This window comes from Streptomyces otsuchiensis, assembly GCF_004305975.1.
GTDB classification, from domain to species: Bacteria; Actinomycetota; Actinomycetes; order Streptomycetales; family Streptomycetaceae; genus Streptomyces; species Streptomyces otsuchiensis.
In genome coordinates this window covers 1-17,084 of record NZ_BHZI01000127.1, presented here as the reverse complement: position 1 = coordinate 17,084, position 17,084 = coordinate 1, and the positions used below count along the sequence as shown (strand labels likewise).

The 17,084-nt window shown below is 73.6% G+C and carries 17 protein-coding genes, 1 tRNA gene and 1 pseudogene; 7 read left to right on the top strand and 12 right to left on the bottom strand.

All coding sequences use genetic code 11. The features are described from left to right. Positions 1-88: 88 nt before the first annotated feature. Positions 89-1,186 carry a methyltransferase domain-containing protein gene (locus E0D90_RS13975; protein ID WP_130798415.1) on the top strand — a complete coding sequence of 366 codons (1,098 nt, stop codon included), beginning with the start codon at positions 89-91 and terminating at the stop codon, positions 1,184-1,186. Between the two features lie 132 nt (positions 1,187-1,318). On the opposite strand, the gene E0D90_RS13970 is transcribed toward E0D90_RS13975, so the two are convergent. From E0D90_RS13970 to E0D90_RS13960, 3 genes are all read right to left on the bottom strand, one after another. Further along, complete coding sequence (locus E0D90_RS13970; protein ID WP_103501970.1) at positions 1,319-1,747, bottom strand: OsmC family protein; 429 nt, start codon at positions 1,745-1,747, stop codon at positions 1,319-1,321. Between the two features lie 216 nt (positions 1,748-1,963). Further along, positions 1,964-2,047: transfer RNA gene (locus tag E0D90_RS13965), tRNA-Leu, on the bottom strand. 34 nt (positions 2,048-2,081) lie between these two features. Beyond that, the gene (locus E0D90_RS13960) at positions 2,082-3,512 is read right to left on the bottom strand and encodes a DUF445 domain-containing protein (RefSeq protein ID WP_227870209.1); all 1,431 of its coding nucleotides are present in this window, start codon (positions 3,510-3,512) and stop codon (positions 2,082-2,084) included. Positions 3,513-3,748: 236 nt separating this feature from the next. Here E0D90_RS13960 and E0D90_RS13955 point away from each other — a divergent pair, with 236 nt between their 5' ends. Together E0D90_RS13955 and E0D90_RS13950 are read left to right on the top strand one after the other, a co-directional pair. Continuing rightward, positions 3,749-5,044 (top strand): GDSL-type esterase/lipase family protein, encoded by a 1,296-nt coding sequence (locus tag E0D90_RS13955; RefSeq protein ID WP_307721141.1) that lies wholly within the window; start codon positions 3,749-3,751, stop codon positions 5,042-5,044. 250 nt (positions 5,045-5,294) lie between these two features. Beyond that, complete coding sequence (locus tag E0D90_RS13950; RefSeq protein ID WP_174856195.1) at positions 5,295-7,544, top strand: transglycosylase domain-containing protein; 2,250 nt, start codon at positions 5,295-5,297, stop codon at positions 7,542-7,544. A gap of 118 nt (positions 7,545-7,662) precedes the next feature. Here the strand turns inward: E0D90_RS13950 and E0D90_RS13945 are convergent, their stop codons facing one another. Together E0D90_RS13945 and E0D90_RS13940 are read right to left on the bottom strand one after the other, a co-directional pair. Next, positions 7,663-7,965, bottom strand: a complete 303-nt coding sequence (locus E0D90_RS13945; RefSeq protein ID WP_103501982.1) for a GroES family chaperonin — start codon at positions 7,963-7,965, stop codon at positions 7,663-7,665. A 276-nt stretch (positions 7,966-8,241) separates the two neighbouring features. After that, positions 8,242-8,574, bottom strand: a complete 333-nt coding sequence (locus E0D90_RS13940) for a DUF3618 domain-containing protein (protein WP_103501972.1) — start codon at positions 8,572-8,574, stop codon at positions 8,242-8,244. A 167-nt stretch (positions 8,575-8,741) separates the two neighbouring features. Here E0D90_RS13940 and bcp point away from each other — a divergent pair, with 167 nt between their 5' ends. Continuing rightward, the gene (gene bcp, locus E0D90_RS13935; RefSeq protein ID WP_130798411.1) at positions 8,742-9,209 is read left to right on the top strand and encodes a thioredoxin-dependent thiol peroxidase; all 468 of its coding nucleotides are present in this window, start codon (positions 8,742-8,744) and stop codon (positions 9,207-9,209) included. A 68-nt stretch (positions 9,210-9,277) separates the two neighbouring features. Here bcp and E0D90_RS13930 read toward each other — a convergent pair whose 3' ends face one another. Beyond that, positions 9,278-9,769 (bottom strand): nucleotidyltransferase domain-containing protein, encoded by a 492-nt coding sequence (locus tag E0D90_RS13930; protein ID WP_130798409.1) that lies wholly within the window; start codon positions 9,767-9,769, stop codon positions 9,278-9,280. Between the two features lie 195 nt (positions 9,770-9,964). Here E0D90_RS13930 and E0D90_RS13925 point away from each other — a divergent pair, with 195 nt between their 5' ends. From E0D90_RS13925 to E0D90_RS13915, 3 genes are all read left to right on the top strand, one after another. Beyond that, on the top strand, positions 9,965-10,744 hold the full coding sequence (locus tag E0D90_RS13925; RefSeq protein ID WP_103501974.1) for an HAD-IIA family hydrolase: 780 nt from the start codon (positions 9,965-9,967) through the stop codon (positions 10,742-10,744). Between the two features lie 230 nt (positions 10,745-10,974). Continuing rightward, positions 10,975-11,568, top strand: a complete 594-nt coding sequence (locus tag E0D90_RS13920; RefSeq protein WP_103501975.1) for a hypothetical protein — start codon at positions 10,975-10,977, stop codon at positions 11,566-11,568. Then, positions 11,558-12,247, top strand: a complete 690-nt coding sequence (locus E0D90_RS13915) for a class F sortase (protein WP_103501976.1) — start codon at positions 11,558-11,560, stop codon at positions 12,245-12,247. Before E0D90_RS13920 ends, E0D90_RS13915 begins: the two co-directional genes overlap by 11 nt. A 15-nt stretch (positions 12,248-12,262) precedes the next feature. Here the strand turns inward: E0D90_RS13915 and rdgB are convergent, their stop codons facing one another. From rdgB to E0D90_RS13885, 6 genes and pseudogenes are all read right to left on the bottom strand, one after another. After that, positions 12,263-12,862 (bottom strand): RdgB/HAM1 family non-canonical purine NTP pyrophosphatase, encoded by a 600-nt coding sequence (gene rdgB, locus E0D90_RS13910; protein ID WP_103528260.1) that lies wholly within the window; start codon positions 12,860-12,862, stop codon positions 12,263-12,265. A gap of 34 nt (positions 12,863-12,896) precedes the next feature. Beyond that, on the bottom strand, positions 12,897-13,286 hold the full coding sequence (locus tag E0D90_RS13905) for a hypothetical protein (RefSeq protein WP_103501978.1): 390 nt from the start codon (positions 13,284-13,286) through the stop codon (positions 12,897-12,899). A gap of 221 nt (positions 13,287-13,507) precedes the next feature. After that, the gene (gene rph / locus E0D90_RS13900) at positions 13,508-14,239 is read right to left on the bottom strand and encodes a ribonuclease PH (RefSeq protein ID WP_103501979.1); all 732 of its coding nucleotides are present in this window, start codon (positions 14,237-14,239) and stop codon (positions 13,508-13,510) included. Positions 14,240-14,393: 154 nt separating this feature from the next. After that, on the bottom strand, positions 14,394-15,176 hold the full coding sequence (locus E0D90_RS13895) for an MBL fold metallo-hydrolase (protein WP_130798407.1): 783 nt from the start codon (positions 15,174-15,176) through the stop codon (positions 14,394-14,396). Between the two features lie 278 nt (positions 15,177-15,454). Beyond that, complete coding sequence (gene rodA / locus E0D90_RS13890; RefSeq protein WP_174856196.1) at positions 15,455-16,651, bottom strand: rod shape-determining protein RodA; 1,197 nt, start codon at positions 16,649-16,651, stop codon at positions 15,455-15,457. Between the two features lie 205 nt (positions 16,652-16,856). Beyond that, a pseudogene (locus E0D90_RS13885) lies at positions 16,857-17,084 on the bottom strand (amino acid deaminase/aldolase); the annotation flags it as partial.

Below are 17,084 nucleotides of genomic sequence, written 5' to 3'. Positions count from 1 at the left end.
CTCCCCGCCCGCCCGGCTGCCACGCGCGGCGCGTCCGCCGTGGGACGGTTCGGGTGCGACCGCAGACACCCCGCAGCCGAGGAGGACCATGAACCGCAGCGAGGAGACCGACCGCCGGGCCGCGCGGCTGCGCGCGGAGCTGACCGCCGCGCTGGCCGGGGCCGGCGCGCTCGACGACCCGCACTGGCGCGCGGCGTTCGAGGAGGTTCCCCGGCACCTGTTCGTTCCCCACTACTACGACGTCTCGGGGCTGCGGATCGGCTGCGACAACCGGGAGGACGCGTGGCTGCGTGGAGTCCACCGCGACCAGGCGCTGGTGACCCGGCGTCACGCGGGCGAACCGGTCTCCTCCAGCTCCCAGCCGTCGCTGATGGCGTCGATGCTGGACGCGCTGGAGGTGACCGACGGCTGCGACGTGCTGGAGATCGGCACCGGCACGGGCTACAACGCGGCGCTGCTGGCGCACCGGCTCGGCGAGAGCCGGGTCACCAGCATGGACGTCACGCCCGAGATCACGGCGGCGGCGCGGGCTCGGCTGGCGGAGGCGGGTTACCGGCCACTGGTCGTGACCGCCGACGGCGCCGGCGGCTGGCCCGAACGCGCGCCGTACGACCGGATCATCGCGACCTGCCGGGTGGACCGGGTGCCGTTGCCGTGGCTGCGTCAGCTCGACCGGTCCGGGACGATCGTGGCGCCGCTGGGGCACGGCCTGGTCCGGGTCGTGCCCGAGGGGCCGGACCGCGCGTCGGGGCGGTTCCTCGGTGCCGCCTACTTCATGCCGCTGCGTCACGCCGGCCCCCGTCCGGAGGTGGCGGCCCCGGCCGAGCCGGACGACGCCGCCCGGCGGGAGTCGCGGCTGCCGGTGGAGGCGGTGAGCGACATCGACTTCAGGTTCCTGGTCAGTGTGGTGGAACCTGATCTGGAGTGGCGGGTGGACGCCGCGTTCTCGCCGCGTTCGGTCTCGGTGCGCGCGGCGGACGGTTCGACGGCGCGGCGTCACCCGGACGGCACCGTCGCCGAGGCGGGGCCGCGCGCCGTCTGGGGCCTCCTGGAGGAGGCGCACCGCGTGTTCGCGGCGGCCGGGCGGCCGGGCCCCGAACGGTTCGGCGTCAGCGTGACGGGCACGCGGCAGCGGCTGTGGCTGGACTCCCCGGACGGCCCGAGCTGGCCGCTGCCGGGGCCCTGACGGCCCGGCAGCGGCCGGCTCGGGACGCGTCGGGCGGGGACACGTCGGGCCCGGACGCGTCGGGCCCGGACGCGTCGGGCCGGGCGACGTCGTGCGTGTCGCCCGGCCCGGTGGTGCGGAGGGAACGGCGGTTCAGGAGAGCAGTTCGGCCTGCAGGGTGATGGTGACCCCGGCGAGCGCCTGGCTGACCGGGCAGTTCTTCTTGGCGTCCTCGGCGGCCGTCTGGAAGTCGTCCGCCGCGAGACCCGGCACACGCGCCCGGACCTTCAGCAGGATGCCGGTGATGCCCTCGCCGGGCTGGAAGGTCACGTCGGCGCTGGTCTCCACCGACTCGGGCGGGGTACCGGCTCCGGCCAGGCCGTGGGACAGGGCCATGGAGTAGCACGCGGAGTGGGCCCCCGCGATCAGCTCCTCCGGGCTGGTGCGGCCGCTGGGCTGCTCGGCGCGGGAGGGCCAGTTCACGTCGAAGCTGCCGACTCCCGAGGAGTCCAGCGAGACCGTGCCGGAGCCGTCCATCAGCGAACCCTGCCAGTTGGTCGTGGCGGTGCGCGTGGTTGCCATCGTGTCAGTCCTCCCAGGACGTTAGGGACCTGCCGGCCGCCCACGCTATCGCCACCGGCGGCGGGCGCGGGGGCGGCGCTCCGGGCGTGGCGGTGGGAGCGGGAACCGGAAACACGAGGCGGGGCGGAGGCTGCCGCACGCGCCCGGCGCGGGGACGGCTCCGGACGCACGCGTGCCGGTCCGCGAGGGACCGGCACGGGAGCGGAGCGGTGCGAGTGCGGCCGGTGGGACTCGAACCCACATGGGCTTTCGCCCACAACATCCTAAGTGTTGCGCTTATACCAATTCAGCAACGGCCGCCGGACCCGCCATGATACCGGGCGGCTCCACCCACCTACCCGCCCAGTGCCCGGGTCACGGCATGGATCACCAGACCGGCCAGCGCGCCGATGATCGTGCCGTTGAGCCGGATGAACTGGAGGTCGCGGCCGATGTGGAGTTCGATCTTGCGTGAGGTGTGCTCCGCGTCCCAGGCGGCGACGGTGTCGGTGATCAGGGAGGTGATCTCGCCCCGGTAGCCGTTGACGACGTAGACGGCGGCGTCGGAGACCCAGCCGTCCAGCTTGGCGCGCAGCCGTTCGTCGGTCTCCAGCCGCTGACCGGCCGACAGCACCCCGGCCCGGGCGCGGATCCGCAGCGCGCTGCGCTCGTCCTCGGCGGCGGTCAGCAGCATCGCGCGCAGCGAGGCCCAGGTGGAGGCGATGAGGTCCTGCACCTCGGGCCGGCGCACCAGCTCCGCCTTGAGCCGCTCCACCCGCTCCCGGGTCGCCGGGTCGTGCTGGAGCTGGTCGGCGAGGTCCGCCAGGAAGCGGTCCAGCGCGGCGCGGGCGGGGTGGTCGGGCTGGTCGCGCATCTCGGTGGTGAAGCGCAGCAGTTCGCGGTAGACCCGCTCCCCCACGCGCCGGTCGACGAAGCGCGGTGTCCAGCCCGGAGCACCGCCCTCGATCGCGGTCATCACCGACTCGCGGTGCTCGATCAGCCAGTCGTGGGCCTTGGCGCAGCCGAGGTCGACCATCGCGCGGTGGCCGCCGTCGGCGACGGTGCGCTCCAGCAACCGCCCGAGGGCCGGGGAGATCTCGGTGATACCCGCCCGCCTGGTGACGGCCTCTCCTATGATCGTCTGGATGTCGGCGTCCCGCAGGACGCCGAGTCCGCCGCGCAGAGCCGTGGCGAGTTCGGCGGTCACCCGGTCCGCGTTCTCCGGACGGGCCAGCCAGCTGCCGAGCCGGTGTGAGAGCCGCACCGAGCCGAGCTTGTCGCGAACGACCTGCTCGGAGAGGAAGTTCTCACCGACGAAGTCGCCGAGGGACTGGCCGAGCTGGTCCTTCTTGGTGGGGATGATCGCGGTATGCGGGATGGGAATGCCGAGCGGATGACGGAACAGCGCGGTGACGGCGAACCAGTCGGCGAGTGCGCCGACCATCCCGGCCTCGGCCGCCGAGGCGACGTAGCCGGCCCAGGCGCCCGCTCCGGCCGACTCCGCCCAGGTCGCGAGCGCGTAGACCACGGCCACGAACACCAGCAGGCCGGTGGCCACCGCCTTCATGGTGCGCAGGCCGCGCTGCTTCTCGATGTCGGCCGCGGTGAAGGTGGCGCCGCCGCCGGGCCGTCGCGGGCCGGGCTCGGGGGCCGGGCCGCTTCCCGGTGGCCCCGGGTCGGTGGCGCCCGGCGGGGCGCCGGTAGCACCGCCGGTCGTCTCCGTGGGCGTCGCGCGCCCCGCGTTTTCCGCCGATTCCGAACCGTCGGTGTCCTCCGTGCCGGTCACCCGGACCTCCCCCGTCGCCTGTTCTCTCGTGTCACTCGTCCGCTCCACCAGTTCTGTTGCTCCGCATTGTGCACTGTCGGGGCGACCGGCCGCGGGTGGCCGAATAGGGCGTGCGCCGGTGGTGGACCCGGAAACCACGACATGCGCCGCGGCGCCGGAATGGGAGGATGTGACCAGTGGACAGGCGTGACCCGGGGTTCGGGCCGGCAGAGGGGAACGGTCGGTTGCTGAGCAGAGTGCGCGGACATGGACTTCTGGCGACGCTGATAGCCACCGCTCTGGTGGTGGGAGTGCTGATCGCCGACAGCCTGAGCCCACGTGGCCAGGCCGCGACGGGCGCGCTGAGCGCCCCCGACCAGGTGCAGCCGGCGTCCGGGGGCGTGTGGCTGAGCGCGTGGACGGCGGCGCCCACCGGCGCCCAGCCGGACCACCCGGACGGCATGCCGGGGCAGGCGGTCCGCAACGTGCTGCGCCCCACCGGCGGCGGCACGGCGGTGCGGATCTCGCTGTCCAACCGGTACGGCGACTCGACGCTACGCGTGTCGCACGCCACCGTCGCCCTCGCGGCGGGTGGCGGCCCCGACGCGGTGCCCGAGACGATGCGCCGGCTCTCCTTCGGTGGTGAGCAGGAGGTCGCGATCCCGGCCGGCGGCGACGCGCTGAGCGACGCCGCCCGACTGGAGGTGCCGGCCGGCTCCGACCTGCTGGTCACCGTGTACGCGCCGGAGTCCGGCGGCCCGGTCACGTACCACCGCAGGGCGCGCCAGACCAGCTACGTGGCGGACGGGGACCGGTCCTCCGACATCTCCGGCTCCGCCTACACGCGGGAGATCACCGACTGGCGGTACGTCACCGCCGTACAGCTGCTCAGCCAGAACGCGGACGGAGCGGTCGCCGTCCTCGGCGACTCCCTCACCGACGGCATCACCTCCACCCCCGGTGCGAACCGCCGCTGGACCGACCAGCTGGCGCTGCGCTTCCGGGAGCGGACCGCCGCTCCCCGCTACACCGTCCTCAACGCGGGGATCAGCGGCAACCAGCTGCTGCGGGACGCGGCCCCGGACCGGCCGTTCAACGGCGACCGCGGGCTGCGCCGCCTGCACACGGATGTCATCCCCCACACGGGTGTACGGGCGGTGATCGTTCAGCTGGGCATCAACGACATCATCCGCGACCCGGACGGCGGCGACTCCGCCGCGCTGATCGCCGGGCTCAGACAGCTCACGGCGGACGCCAGGGACGCCGGTCTGGTGGTGGCCGGGTCGACACTTCCGCCGTTCGAGGGGCACAGCGGCTGGGACGCCGGGCGGGACGGCGTGCGCGAACGCGTCAACGAGGCGATCCGGGACGGCGACGTCTTCGACACCGTGGTCGACCTCGACCTAGCGCTCCGCGACCCGGACCGCACCGCGCGCCTGCTGCCGTCGTACGACTCGGGGGACGGTCTGCATCCCTCGGACGCGGGCTACGAGGCGATGGCGGCGGCCGTCGACCTGGCGGCCCTGGCACCCGCGCGCGACATCCAGACCTGACCCGTACCTGATCCGTCCTGATCCGGACCGGATCACTCCCCCGCCCGGCCCGGCCCCGCACCCCGGCCCCGCGTACCCGGCGGGCCGCATCACGCCGCACCGCCGGCCGGGCGCCGCACGGGTGGCACCCGGGCGCGTCGCTCCAGCACCGGGCACCCTCAGTGCAAGAATCTGAGCCCTTATAAGACATATTGTCCATCTTCGGGCGATGGCCGGGCCGGTGGGCGAGGGGCGAGGAGTCCGGAGCGGCATGAGTGACCAGAGCGGGCCGAACGACACCGCCGGGCAGCCCCGGCGCTGGTCCCCACGGCCCGACAGGCCACCGGGGCGCCGCCGGGGGTGGCGCAGGCTGATCCCCGGCTGGCGCACCACCCTCACCACCCTGGCGGCCTTCACCGTGCTGCTGGCCGGACTGCTGGTCGCCGGGTACCTGCTGGTGGAGATCCCGGAGCCGAAGTCGGACGCGGCCGCCCAGGGCAACGTCTACCTCTACGCCGACGGATCGGTGATCGCCCGCACCGGCGACGTCAACCGGGAGAGCGTCCCGCTCTCCCGCGTGCCGGACCAGGCCAGGGAGGCCGTGCTGGCCGCCGAGGACCGGGACTTCTACTCGACGTCGGCCGTCGACCCCAAGGCGATGATCCGCGCCGGCTGGAACATGCTGCGCGGCGAGGGACGCCAGTCCGGGTCCACCATCACCCAGCAGTACGTGAAGAACTACTACCTGGACCAGCGGCAGACCGTCACGCGCAAGGCCAAGGAGTTCGTCATCGCGGTGAAGCTGGACCGCGAGGTGAGCAAGGACGAGATCCTGGAGGGCTACCTCAACACCAGCTACTTCGGCCGCAGCGCCTACGGGATCCAGGCCGCGGCCCAGGCGTACTACGACAAGGACGTCGACCAGCTCGGCACCGCCGAGAGCGCCTATCTGGCGACGCTGCTGAACGCGCCCAGCGCCTACGACGTGGAGGCCGGCCCGCAGCATCGCGCGCGGGCGCTCTCCCGCTGGAACTACGTCCTGGACGGCATGGTCTCCGAGGGGTGGCTGCCGTCCGGTGAGCGCGAGACCATGGCCTTCCCCGAACCGGTCGAGCACCGGCCCCAGTCGGCGCTCTCCGGACAGCGCGGCTACCTGGTCGAGGCCGTCAACCAGCATCTGGCCGCGCGGGGAATCCTCGACGAACAGCGGCTGGCCACCGGCGGGGTCCGCGTCACCACCACCCTCGACCCCGCCCGGCAGGAGGCACTCGGCGCCGCCGTCGACGACCAGCTGACGGCGCTGCTGGACGAGGAACGGTCGCAGGACGCGGCCGTGCGGGCCGGCGCGGCCTCGGTGGACATCGGCACCGGTGCGGTGGTGGCGCTCTACGGCGGCTCCGACTACACCGAGCAGTTCATCTCCGCGGCCACCCGCCGCGACTACCAGGCGGCCTCCACGTTCAAGCCGTTCGTCTACGCCGCCGCGCTGGAGAACCGCTCGACCAACGGCTCCGGGGACCGGATCGGCCCCGGCACCACCTACAGCGGCGCCAGCGGACGGGAGGTGATCTCCCCCGACGGCAGCGGCACCGGCTGGTCCCCGGAGAACGAACAGGACACCGACTACGGCACCCTGACGGTCAGCGAGGCCATGGACCGGTCCGTCAACGCCGTCTTCGCCCAGATGGGGGTGGACGTCGGCCCCGAGGTGGTGCGCGACACCGCGATCGCCCTGGGCCTGCCCGAGTCCACCCCGGGTCTGGAGGAGGCCGCGGGTTCCATCTCGCTGGGCACCTCCACCCCCAGCCCGCTGGACCTCGCGCACGCCTACGCCACGCTCGCCTCGCACGGCGAGCGCCGTCCCCTGGTCCTGGTCACCGAGGTCACCGTGGGCGACGAGGCCGTCGAGGTGCCGGCGGCCGAGCCGCAGCGGGCGCTCTCCCGCGAGGCGGCCGACGCCACCACCGAGGTGCTGCTCGGCGTGGTCGACGGCGGCACCGGCTCCGCGGCGTCCGAGGTCGGCCGCCCGGCGGCCGGGAAGACCGGGACCGCCGAACAGGACAAGGCAGCCTGGTTCGCGGGCTACACGCCCGACCTCGCGACCGTGGTGGCCCTGATGGGGCAGGACCCCGAGACCGGGACGCAGACGCCGATGTACGGGGCGCTGGGCATGGAGCGGGTCAACGGCGGCGGGGTCCCGGCCCGCATCTGGGCGCAGTACACGGCTGCCGCCCTGGAGGGCACCCCGGTCCAGGACTTCGACCTCCGGACGGGCGGGATCACCGACGGGCCGAGCGGCAGCCCCGACGCGACCCCGTCGTCCGGCACCCCGAGCGGCGCGCCCAGCAGCGGCCCGGGAACCGCGCCGGAGGAGCCGGGCGACACCCCGTCGTCACCCCCGGACGACCCCGACGAACCGGGTCAGCCGGAACCGGCCGAGCCGGAGCCGCCGGCCGACGTCCCGGACCCGCCGGAGGACCTGGTCGAGCCGGAGCAGCCCGGGGAAGGGGCCGGCAACTGACGGCGCGTGGGACACGGTCCGCCCGTCTCCGGGCACGTCCGGCCGTTCATGCCGCACGGTGCGCACAGGGGAAGGGAGCCGCCACCCGGCTCCGGCAAGCGGGCGGGAACGGCGGTCGCTAGAGGTAGAGGCCGGTGGAGTCCTCGGAGCCCTCCAGCCGTTCGGCCGCCACGGCGTGCAGGTCGCGCTCGCGCATCAGCAGGTAGGCGACACCACGGACCTCGACCTCGGCGCGGTCCTCCGGGTCGTAGAGCACCCGGTCCCCCGGCTCGACGGCCCGCACGTTCTGGCCGACGGCCACCACCTCCGCCCACTCCAGGCGCCGGCCGACGGCGGCCGTGGCGGGGATGACGATGCCGCCGGACGAGCGGCGCTCACCCTGACCGGTGTCGGTCCGCACCAGCACGCGGTCGTGCATCATCCGGATGGGGAGCTTGTCGTGGGTCGGTTGGCTGCTGCTCACGGGGACGACCGTATCTCAGGACGCCCGGCCACCGTTCGGCCTCCCCTGCGCTCGCCACCGCCGGGGTACCGCCGTGGAGGTACCCCGGCCCAGGCATGAGAGCGGGCCCGCCGTCCGGACGAATGTCCGACAGCGAGCCCGTCGTTGGGGCGGCCCCGTGGGCTCGGGCCATGGGCTCGGTGCCCGTGGGCTCGGTACCCGTGGGCTCGGTACCCGTGGGTTCGGGCCGTGGCGTCAGCGGCGCCGACGGCGGGAGGACACCACCAGCAGTCCGGCGACGCCGACCACGACCAGCGCCAGCGGGACGACCCGCTCCAGCCGGGGTGCGCCGTTGTCACCGACGAGCCGGCCCCGTACGTCGCTGACCGACCGGTTGACCGCCACGAACGCGCGGCCGGCGGTCCGGTCGACGACCGAGACGGCACGCGCCCGGGCGTCCTCGACGAGAGTGCTGGGGTGAATCCGGACGGCGATCTCGTCCAGGGTCGCGGCCAGCTGCTCGCGCTGCCGCTCGATCCGGGCCGCGATCTCCGCGGAACCCGGGGCTGCCTTCTTGGCTTCCGACACCGCATTGCCTCCGTGATCGGTTTCTCTTGCGGACAGTCTGTCAGCTCGGTCCCCCTCCCGCGCCGCGCGACCCCCGAACGGCGCTGTTCTAAGCTCGGGCGGGTGCACCGCACGGGGTGTCGGCCCGTGACGCCCCGTCCCCCACCAGCATCGACGAGGAGCCCGCCATGACGGACCGGCTGCAGCCCGGAGACACCGCCCCCGCGTTCACCCTGCCCGACGCCGACGGCAAGCCGGTGTCCCTGGCCGACCACGCGGGCCGGAAGGTCATCGTCTACTTCTACCCCGCCGCCCTCACCCCCGGCTGCACCAAGCAGGCGTGTGACTTCACCGACAACCTGGAGCTGCTGACCGGCGCCGGCTACGACGTCATCGGTGTCTCGCCCGACAAGCCGGAGAAGCTGGCGAAGTTCCGGGACCAGGAGAGCCTCAAGGTCACGCTGGTCGGTGACCCGGAGAAGGAGACCCTCGCCACCTGGGGCGCCTTCGGCGAGAAGACGATGTACGGCAAGAAGGTCAACGGAGTGATCCGCTCCACCTTCGTCGTGGACGAGGAAGGACGGATCGAGCACGCCTTCTACAACGTCCGCGCCACCGGGCACGTGGCCAAGCTGATCCGCGACCTGAAGATCTGACCGATGTCGCCGGGCCCCGCCGGCCGGACCGGCCGGGGCCACCGGGGCGAGCGGGGCGCCGGGCCGCGTCAGAGCGGGGTGTCCACCCCGAAGGCTTCACGGAGGACCGCCATGTCCAGACGGTCCCGCTCGGCCGGCTCGTACCCCTGGTGGAAGAGGATCTGCTGCTCCACGGAGAGACAGCCGACCGCCGTGCCCCCGATGGTGCCGGTGACGAAGCACGACGCCGGGTAGCGGTAGGGCGTGCCCGGCTCCAGCGACTCCTGGGTCGCCGAGCCGTCCGCGGCCACGGCCAGCGGATGCAGGTCGATCTCCCGGCCCCGGCCGTCGGCGACGACGAACCGCGCCGGCCGCCAGTCCAGGGTCTCCGCGAAGCCGGCCTCCGCGAGCGCGGCCAGCAGCGCCGGCTCCTGCTCACCGCGGTGCAGGAGGTCCAGATCCGCGTGGGGACGGGTCTGCCGTCCGACGAGGGCGTCGACACCCCATCCGCCGCCGACCCAGACCTCCGCCCCGGCCGCCCGGACCAGGCCCAGGATCTCCAGTACGTCGTCCTGTCGCACGCTCGTCCTCCCTCGCGTCGTCGAACGGCCCAGCGTAGGCGGCGCCCGCGCACGTGCGGGCGCCGGTGAGGACCTCCGCCCGCTGCAATACGCTGTGGTCATCGGCGGCGGCGCGCGCTACGCGCCGCACTCGGCCGATATCCGCGGCGACGGAGCCGCCCACAGTTCCCGACGCGTACGGCAGGAGTCCTTGACGTGGCAGAGCGCAAGCCGATCGAGTCCTGGCTGACCGACATGGACGGAGTCCTCATCCACGAGGGTGTCCCGATCCCCGGCGCGGACCGGTTCATCGCCCGGCTGCGGGAGTCCGGCAAGCCGTTCCTGGTCCTCACCAACAACTCGATCTACACCCCGCGTGACCTGCACGCCCGGCTGAACCGGATGGGGCTGGAGGTGCCGGTCGGGAACATCTGGACCTCGGCCCTGGCCACCGCGCAGTTCCTGGACGACCAGCGGCCCGGCGGCACCGCCTACGTCATCGGCGAGGCCGGGCTCACCACGGCCATGCACGACGTCGGGTACATCCTGACCGACACCGCCCCGGACTACGTGGTGCTCGGTGAGACCCGGACCTACAGCTTCGAGGCGCTGACCAAGGCGATCCGGCTGATCAACGACGGCGCCCGGTTCATCGCGACCAACCCGGACGAGACGGGTCCGTCCACCGAGGGCGCGCTGCCCGCCACAGGGTCGGTGGCGGCTCTGATCACCAAGGCGACCGGCCGTGAGCCGTACTTCGTCGGCAAGCCGAACCCGCTGATGATGCGCGCCGGCCTCAACGCCATCGGCGCGCACTCCGAGACGAGCGCGATGATCGGTGACCGGATGGACACCGACGTGCTGGCCGGGCTGGAGGCGGGGATGGAGACGTTCCTGGTGCTCACGGGCGTGACCCAGCCCGAGGAGGTCGACCGGCACCCGTTCCGCCCCTCGACGATCGCCGACTCCATCGCGGACCTGGTCGACCGGGTCTGACGCCGGGCGCACACGGTGGCGGGACGCGGCGACGGGACGCGGCGGCGCCGGGCGGGGCGTGCGACCGGCGGCGGGCGGGCGTGACCGCGGAGCGGGCCGTCGGACGTCCGCCGGGTGATGCCTGCCGGTCCGGGGACCGGTCGCGCCGAACGGCGTAACCGGGCGGCGCAGCGGATGCGGAGCGCGCCGGAGCGGGCGACCTTCGGAAGTACCGACCCGGAGGTTCCGTCATGGGTATCGCCCGCCCTTTGCAGTTCGCTCTCTGCGCCGCCGCCGTCACCGCCCTGACGGCGGGAACCGCCGGCCAGGCCGTCGCCACGCCACCCGAACCCGACCGGCACCACCACGTGGACGTGCGCGTCACACCCGTCTCCCCGAAGCCCGGTGACGACGTCGAGGTACGCGTCAAGGGGTGCGAGTCGCACAAGAAGGCGACCGCCCACTCGGAGGCGTTCGTGGCCGAGGTGCCGCTCGGCCACGACGGGCACGGGCTGTTCGGCGAGGGCCGGATCAGCTCCAGCATCGAACCGGGGGTCTACCCGGTGGACGTCTCCTGCGACGGCAAGCCGAAGGCCGGCAGCGCCCGCGTGGTCGTCGTCGCCCACGGGGAGCACACCAAGCACCCGCCCAAGCCCACCGCTCCCGTGCACGCCGGCGGTGGCGGCGCCGCCGGCAATGAGGTGGTGGCCGGACCGGCCGCGCCCGAGAGCGCCTCGGAGACCGTGGCGCCCTTCGGAGTGACGCTGCTCGCCGGCGGGCTCCTGGCCGGCGCGGCCGTGCTCGCCGCACGGCGTCGGCGCGGCGGTGGCGCCGATGGCCGCTGAGGCCCGTTCGACGGGGGCCGGGCGGCTGACCTCAGTCCTCGCCTGGACCGTGCTGCTGCTCGCGCTGTGGGTCTGGGGCAAGGACCTGACCGGCGGTGAGGGCTCGCACGGCGTCCTCGCCGACGGCACGCGCGGCCAGTTGAGCGACGGCCGGCTGCTCCCGCCGCCGCTTGAGCCGCTCGGCGGCTCGGCCACCCCGCTGCGGGTGGAGATCGCCTCGATAGGGGTGCGGGCGGACATCATTCCGCGCGGGGTGGATGCCGACGGCGGTGTCGAGCCGCCGCCGTACGAGGCGCCCGACATCGCCGGCTGGTACCGGGGCGGGCCCTCCCCCGGCGCGGAGGGCGCGGCCCTGCTGGTGGGACACGTGGACACCGAGACCGACCGGGCGGTGTTCTACAACCTGAGCAGCATGGAGCCCGGCGGCGAGGTCACCGTCGTCCGCTCCGACGGTTCCACCGCGACGTTCACCGTGGAGGCCGTCGAGGTGATCGACCGGGACGACTTCGATCCCGACGCCGTCTACGGTGCGCACGACGCACGACGCGCCGAGCTGCGCCTCATCACCTGTGGTGGGACGTTCGATCCCGACCGACGCTCCTACTCGGCGAACGTCGTGGTCTCGGCCTACCTCACGGCGACCGGCGACGTCGACGACGCGGCCACCTACCAGGCGTGATCCCGGGCCGGGACGTCAAAGCAACGGGGCGATCACCGGGGCGAGTTCGCGGAAAGCACGCCCACGGTGGCTGATGGCGTTCTTCTCGTCGGGGGTCAGCTCCGAGCAGGTCCGGCTCTGGCCGTCGGGCTGGAGGATGGGGTCGTAGCCGAAGCCGTGGCTGCCGGAGGCAGCGCGGCGGAGGGTGCCGTTCAGCCGGCCCTCGACCACCCGCTCCGTGCCGTCGGGAAGGGCGAAGGCGGCGGCGCAGGCGAAATGAGCCGCGCGGTGGGGGTCGTCGATCTCGTTGAGCTGGGCGAGCAGCAGGTCGAGGTTGGCCTGGTCGTCGCCGTGGCGGCCGGCCCAGCGGGCGGAGAAGATGCCGGGGGCGCCGCCCATGACGTCCACGCACAGGCCGGAGTCGTCGGCGATGGCCGGCAGCCCGGTGGCGCGGGCCAGGGCGTGGGCCTTGAGGAGGGCGTTCTCGGCGAAGGTGGTCCCGGTCTCCTTGACGTCCGGGACCTCGGGAAAGGCGTCGGCGCCGATCAGTTCGGCGGTGATCCCGGCGTCCGCGAGGATGGCGCGCAGTTCGGTGACCTTGTGGGCGTTGCGGGTGGCGAGTACGAGTTGCTGCATGCCGGCGATTATCCCGGCCGGGGGTCGGGGCGGCTCAGACCGGGGTGCAGGCGCGGGTCAGTTCACCGGTGGCGTCGCCGAGTGCGGAGAGATCGGGCCGCTCCCCGGCGGCTATCGCGCGTTCGGTGCTGCGGACGGCCTCCAGCACGGAGTCCGCTGCCTGACGGACGTCGACGTTCCCGGCGCGGTCGCGGACCTTCTGGGCGTCGCTGCGGATGGCGTCGGTGAGTTGGTCCGGCTCCTGGTCGAGCGCGGAGGTGAGGGCGGTGCGTTCCAGTTCGTCATAGGCGCGGGAGACCGCGATGGCCAGCTTGGCGCAGTCCACGGCCCGCTCCTTCACCTCGCAGCCGAGGAGAGCGATCGTCGCGAGTAAGGTGACCGCGGCGCCGCCCGTTCGAGCGCCCCACCCCGTGTTCCGCAGCATGCTCTCCGCCCCTCCTACCGTGATGCCCGGCCCCTGGACGCCCCCGGTCGAGGGCGGGTGCCGATGACGTTGTCCGAATGAGCCTTCGTCAGTAAGGACTCCCGTCAAACCCCCGGCGGTTGCCCGTTCGAGGCCGGATCACGCGCGAATCACTCCTGAGGGTGACATCGGAGCGGCGGCGACCGCCCGCCCGGTGGGCGAGCGGCCCCGCCGACCCTCGATCAGTCCGCCTGCTCCAGGGCCGCGCGCTGGGCGACGGCGAGTTCACCGCAGCCCGCAGCGGCGAGGTCGAGCAGGGCGTTCAGCTCACGGCGGTCGAACGGCGCGCCCTCGGCGGTGCCCTGCACCTCCACGAACCGGCCGTCCTCGGTGCAGACGACGTTCATGTCGGTCTCGGCGCGCACGTCCTCCTCGTAGCAGAGGTCGAGCATCGGTACCCCACCGACGATGCCGACGCTGACGGCGGAGACACCACCGTTGAGCGGGCGGGCACCGGCCTTCACCAGCTTCTTGCCGCGCGCCCAGGTGACGGCGTCGGCGAGGGCGACGTACGCGCCGGTGATGGCGGCGGTGCGGGTGCCGCCGTCGGCCTGGAGCACGTCGCAGTCGAGGACGACGGTGTTCTCGCCGAGTGCGGAGCAGTCCACCACGGCGCGCAGCGAACGGCCGATGAGGCGGGAGATCTCATGGGTGCGGCCGCCGATCTTGCCGCGGACGGACTCGCGGTCGCCGCGGGTGTTGGTCGCCCGGGGGAGCATCGCGTACTCGCCGGTGACCCAGCCCTGTCCGCTCCCCCGGCGCCAGCGCGGCACCCCTTCGGTGAAGGACGCGGTGCACAGCACCTTGGTGTCGCCGAACGAGACCAGGACGGAGCCCTCGGCGTGCTTGCTCCAGGCACGCTCGATCGTCACGGGACGGAGCTGTTCGGGGGTACGGCCATCGATACGAGACATGCAGGGGAGCCTAGCGGCTGGCCGTGGGCGCCCGGACCGGCCGGTCCCGTCGGGGCCGGCGGCCGCCGCCCGGCGCACTCCCGGCCCGCCGCCGCACCGTCGGTGGCACCGGGCCTCCGCGCCGGGCGTCAGAGCCGGGCCCCGGCGCCGGGCCTCAGCGCCGGGGCAGGGCCCCGGCGGGCTGCGGGTGGTACACGGCGCCCGGACGCGCCAGCTCCACCGGGCCGTCGAAGACGTCACGGGCGTGACGGAGGTTGAGCGAGGCGTCGGTCCACGGCGGCACGTGGGTGAGCACCAGGCGGCCGGCGGAAGCGGCGGAGGCGCACTCGCCCGCCTCACGGCCGGTCATGTGGACGTCCGGGAGGTTCTCCCGCCCGTCGACGAAGGACGCCTCGCACAGGAACAGGTCGCTGTCGCGGGCCAGTTCCTCCAGCGCGTGGCAGGGGCCGCTGTCACCGGAATAGGTGATCACGGTGTCCCGGTGCGCGATGCGGAAGCCGTACGCCTCGACCGGATGCCGCATCAGCGCGGTGCGCAGCGCGAGCGGGCCGAGGGTGAACTCGTCGCCGTCGACCAGCGCGCGGAAGTCGAAGACCTCGCTCATCGACTTCTCGGTGGGGGTGTCGGCGTAGGCCGTGACCAGTCGTTCCTCGGTGCCGGGAGGGCCGTAGACCGGGATCGGGGGGCAGCGGCCGCCTTCGTGGCGGTAGTAGCGGGCGACGAAGTAGCCGCACATGTCGATGAAGTGGTCGGGGTGGAGATGGCTGATGACCACGGCGTCGATGTCGTACAGCCCGGAGTACTTCTGCAGCTCGCCGAGGGCGCCGTTGCCCAGATCCAGCAGCAGTCGGTAGCCCTCGGCCTCGATCAGGTAGCTGGAGCAGGCCGAGTCCGCGGACGGGAACGACCCCGAACAGCCGACAACGGTGAGCTTCATGAGCGGGGGGACCTCCGTGATGGGATTCATCGACTGTAAGTCGCAAACCGCGCGCACGCGCCTCCAGCGGGTGGGGGTGTGGGCGGAATCACCAGCGAATCACCGGCGCGGGGGACAAGCGGTGTGACGGCGCCCACGGGCGGCCCGGCCCCGCCTTCCGGGACGCCGCGGCTCCCCCTCGCCGTCGCCCGTCGCCGCCCCGTGCGGCCGGAGACCGGTCACCATCGGTCACGGCCGTGCTCCGGTCAGCTGCGGCGTCGGGCACCGCGGGTCACCGGTCAGCTGCGGGCGAGCAGGCGGGAGCGCAGGTGGATGGACTGCAACAGCCCCACCGCGACCCAGACCGCGAACATCGACGATCCGCCGTAGGAGAGGAACGGCAGCGGCAGTCCGGTCACCGGCATGATGCCCAGCGACATCCCCATGTTCTCGAACGACTGGAAGGCCAGCCAGGAGACGATGCCGGCCGCGACGACCGTGCCGTAGAGGTCGCCGGCGTCGCGCGCGATGCGCAGGGCCCGCCACAGCACCACGCCGAGCAGCGCGACGATCAGGCCGGCGCCGACGAAGCCCAGTTCCTCGCCGGCCACCGTGAAGATGAAGTCGGTGTGCTGCTCGGGGACGAACTGGCCGGTGGTCTGGGGCCCCTCGAAGAGCCCGGTGCCGGTGAGGCCGCCGGCGCCGATGGCGATGCGCGCCTGGTTGGTGTTGTAACCGACGCCCGCCGGGTCGAGCGCGGGGTTGGCGAAGGCCGCGATGCGGTTGAGCTGGTACTCGTCGAGCAGGCCGCCCTGCCAGACGAGGAGCGCTCCGGCCAGGCCGGTGCCGAGCAGGCCGAGGATCCAGCCGCGGTGGGCGCCGGATGCCGTCAGGACGCCGAGGGCGATCACCGCCATGCCCATGGTCTGGCCGAGGTCGGGGGTGAGCAGGATGAAGACGGTGGGGATGCCCGCGATCAGCAGCGCCTGTACGACCGTCCTGCCGGTCGGGGTGAGCCGGTCGTCCGCCTCCGCGCGGGCGGCGAACAGGGCGGCCATCGCGAGGATCACGGCGACCTTCACCAGCTCCGAGGGCTGGAAGGCGAATCCGCCGCCGACCTCGATCCAGCGCTGGGAGCCGTTGACCGTCGAGCCCACCGGGGTGAGGACCAGGGCGGTGAGGACCACGGAGAGTACGTACAGCAGCGGCGCGGCGTCCCGGATGCGGGTGTTGCCGATCCAGACGACGAACGCGGCGAGGACCAGTCCGATGGTGATGTTGGTGGCGTGCCGCAGCAGGAAGAAGTACGGGTCGCCGCCGGTGAGATCGGCGCGCCCCCGGGTCGCGGAGTAGACGAGGGCGGCTCCGATGGCGGTCAGACCCAGTGCCGCGAGCAGCAGGGGCCAGTCGAGCCGCCGGACGAGGGAGTCGCGCGCGGACAGCCGCCGCCACAGCGTCTGCTCGGCGGTGGTCCGCTCATCGGTGTAGGTGTGCACACTCACGCGGCGCTCCCGTGCTCCTCGCTGGCCGGCCACCGGACATCGCGGACTCTACGCGTCCGGACGGGTGCGCACCGTCACCGCCTCACGGGTGGGCCGAGCGGGCCGGACGGTCGCCACGTCCGGCGGACCCCCGGACGGCGGATGCCCGGACGGCATGGATGCCCGGACGGCGGACACGCCCGGCCGCCGCGGCCGGCCGTCAGAGGAAGGCGTGCCCCTCGCCCCGGTAGGTCGGGACCTCCTCGACGATCCGGTCGCCCTCGACCAGGTGGAAGGAGTTGACGCGTTCCGCCAGCTCTCCCGCCTTGGCGTGCCGGAACCACACCCGCTCACCGAGCGCCAGGCCGTCGGCGGCGGGGCCGAGGAGTGGGGTCTGGACCTCGCCGGCGCCCTCGGTGGCCCGGTAGGCCAGCCGCCCGGGGTGGGC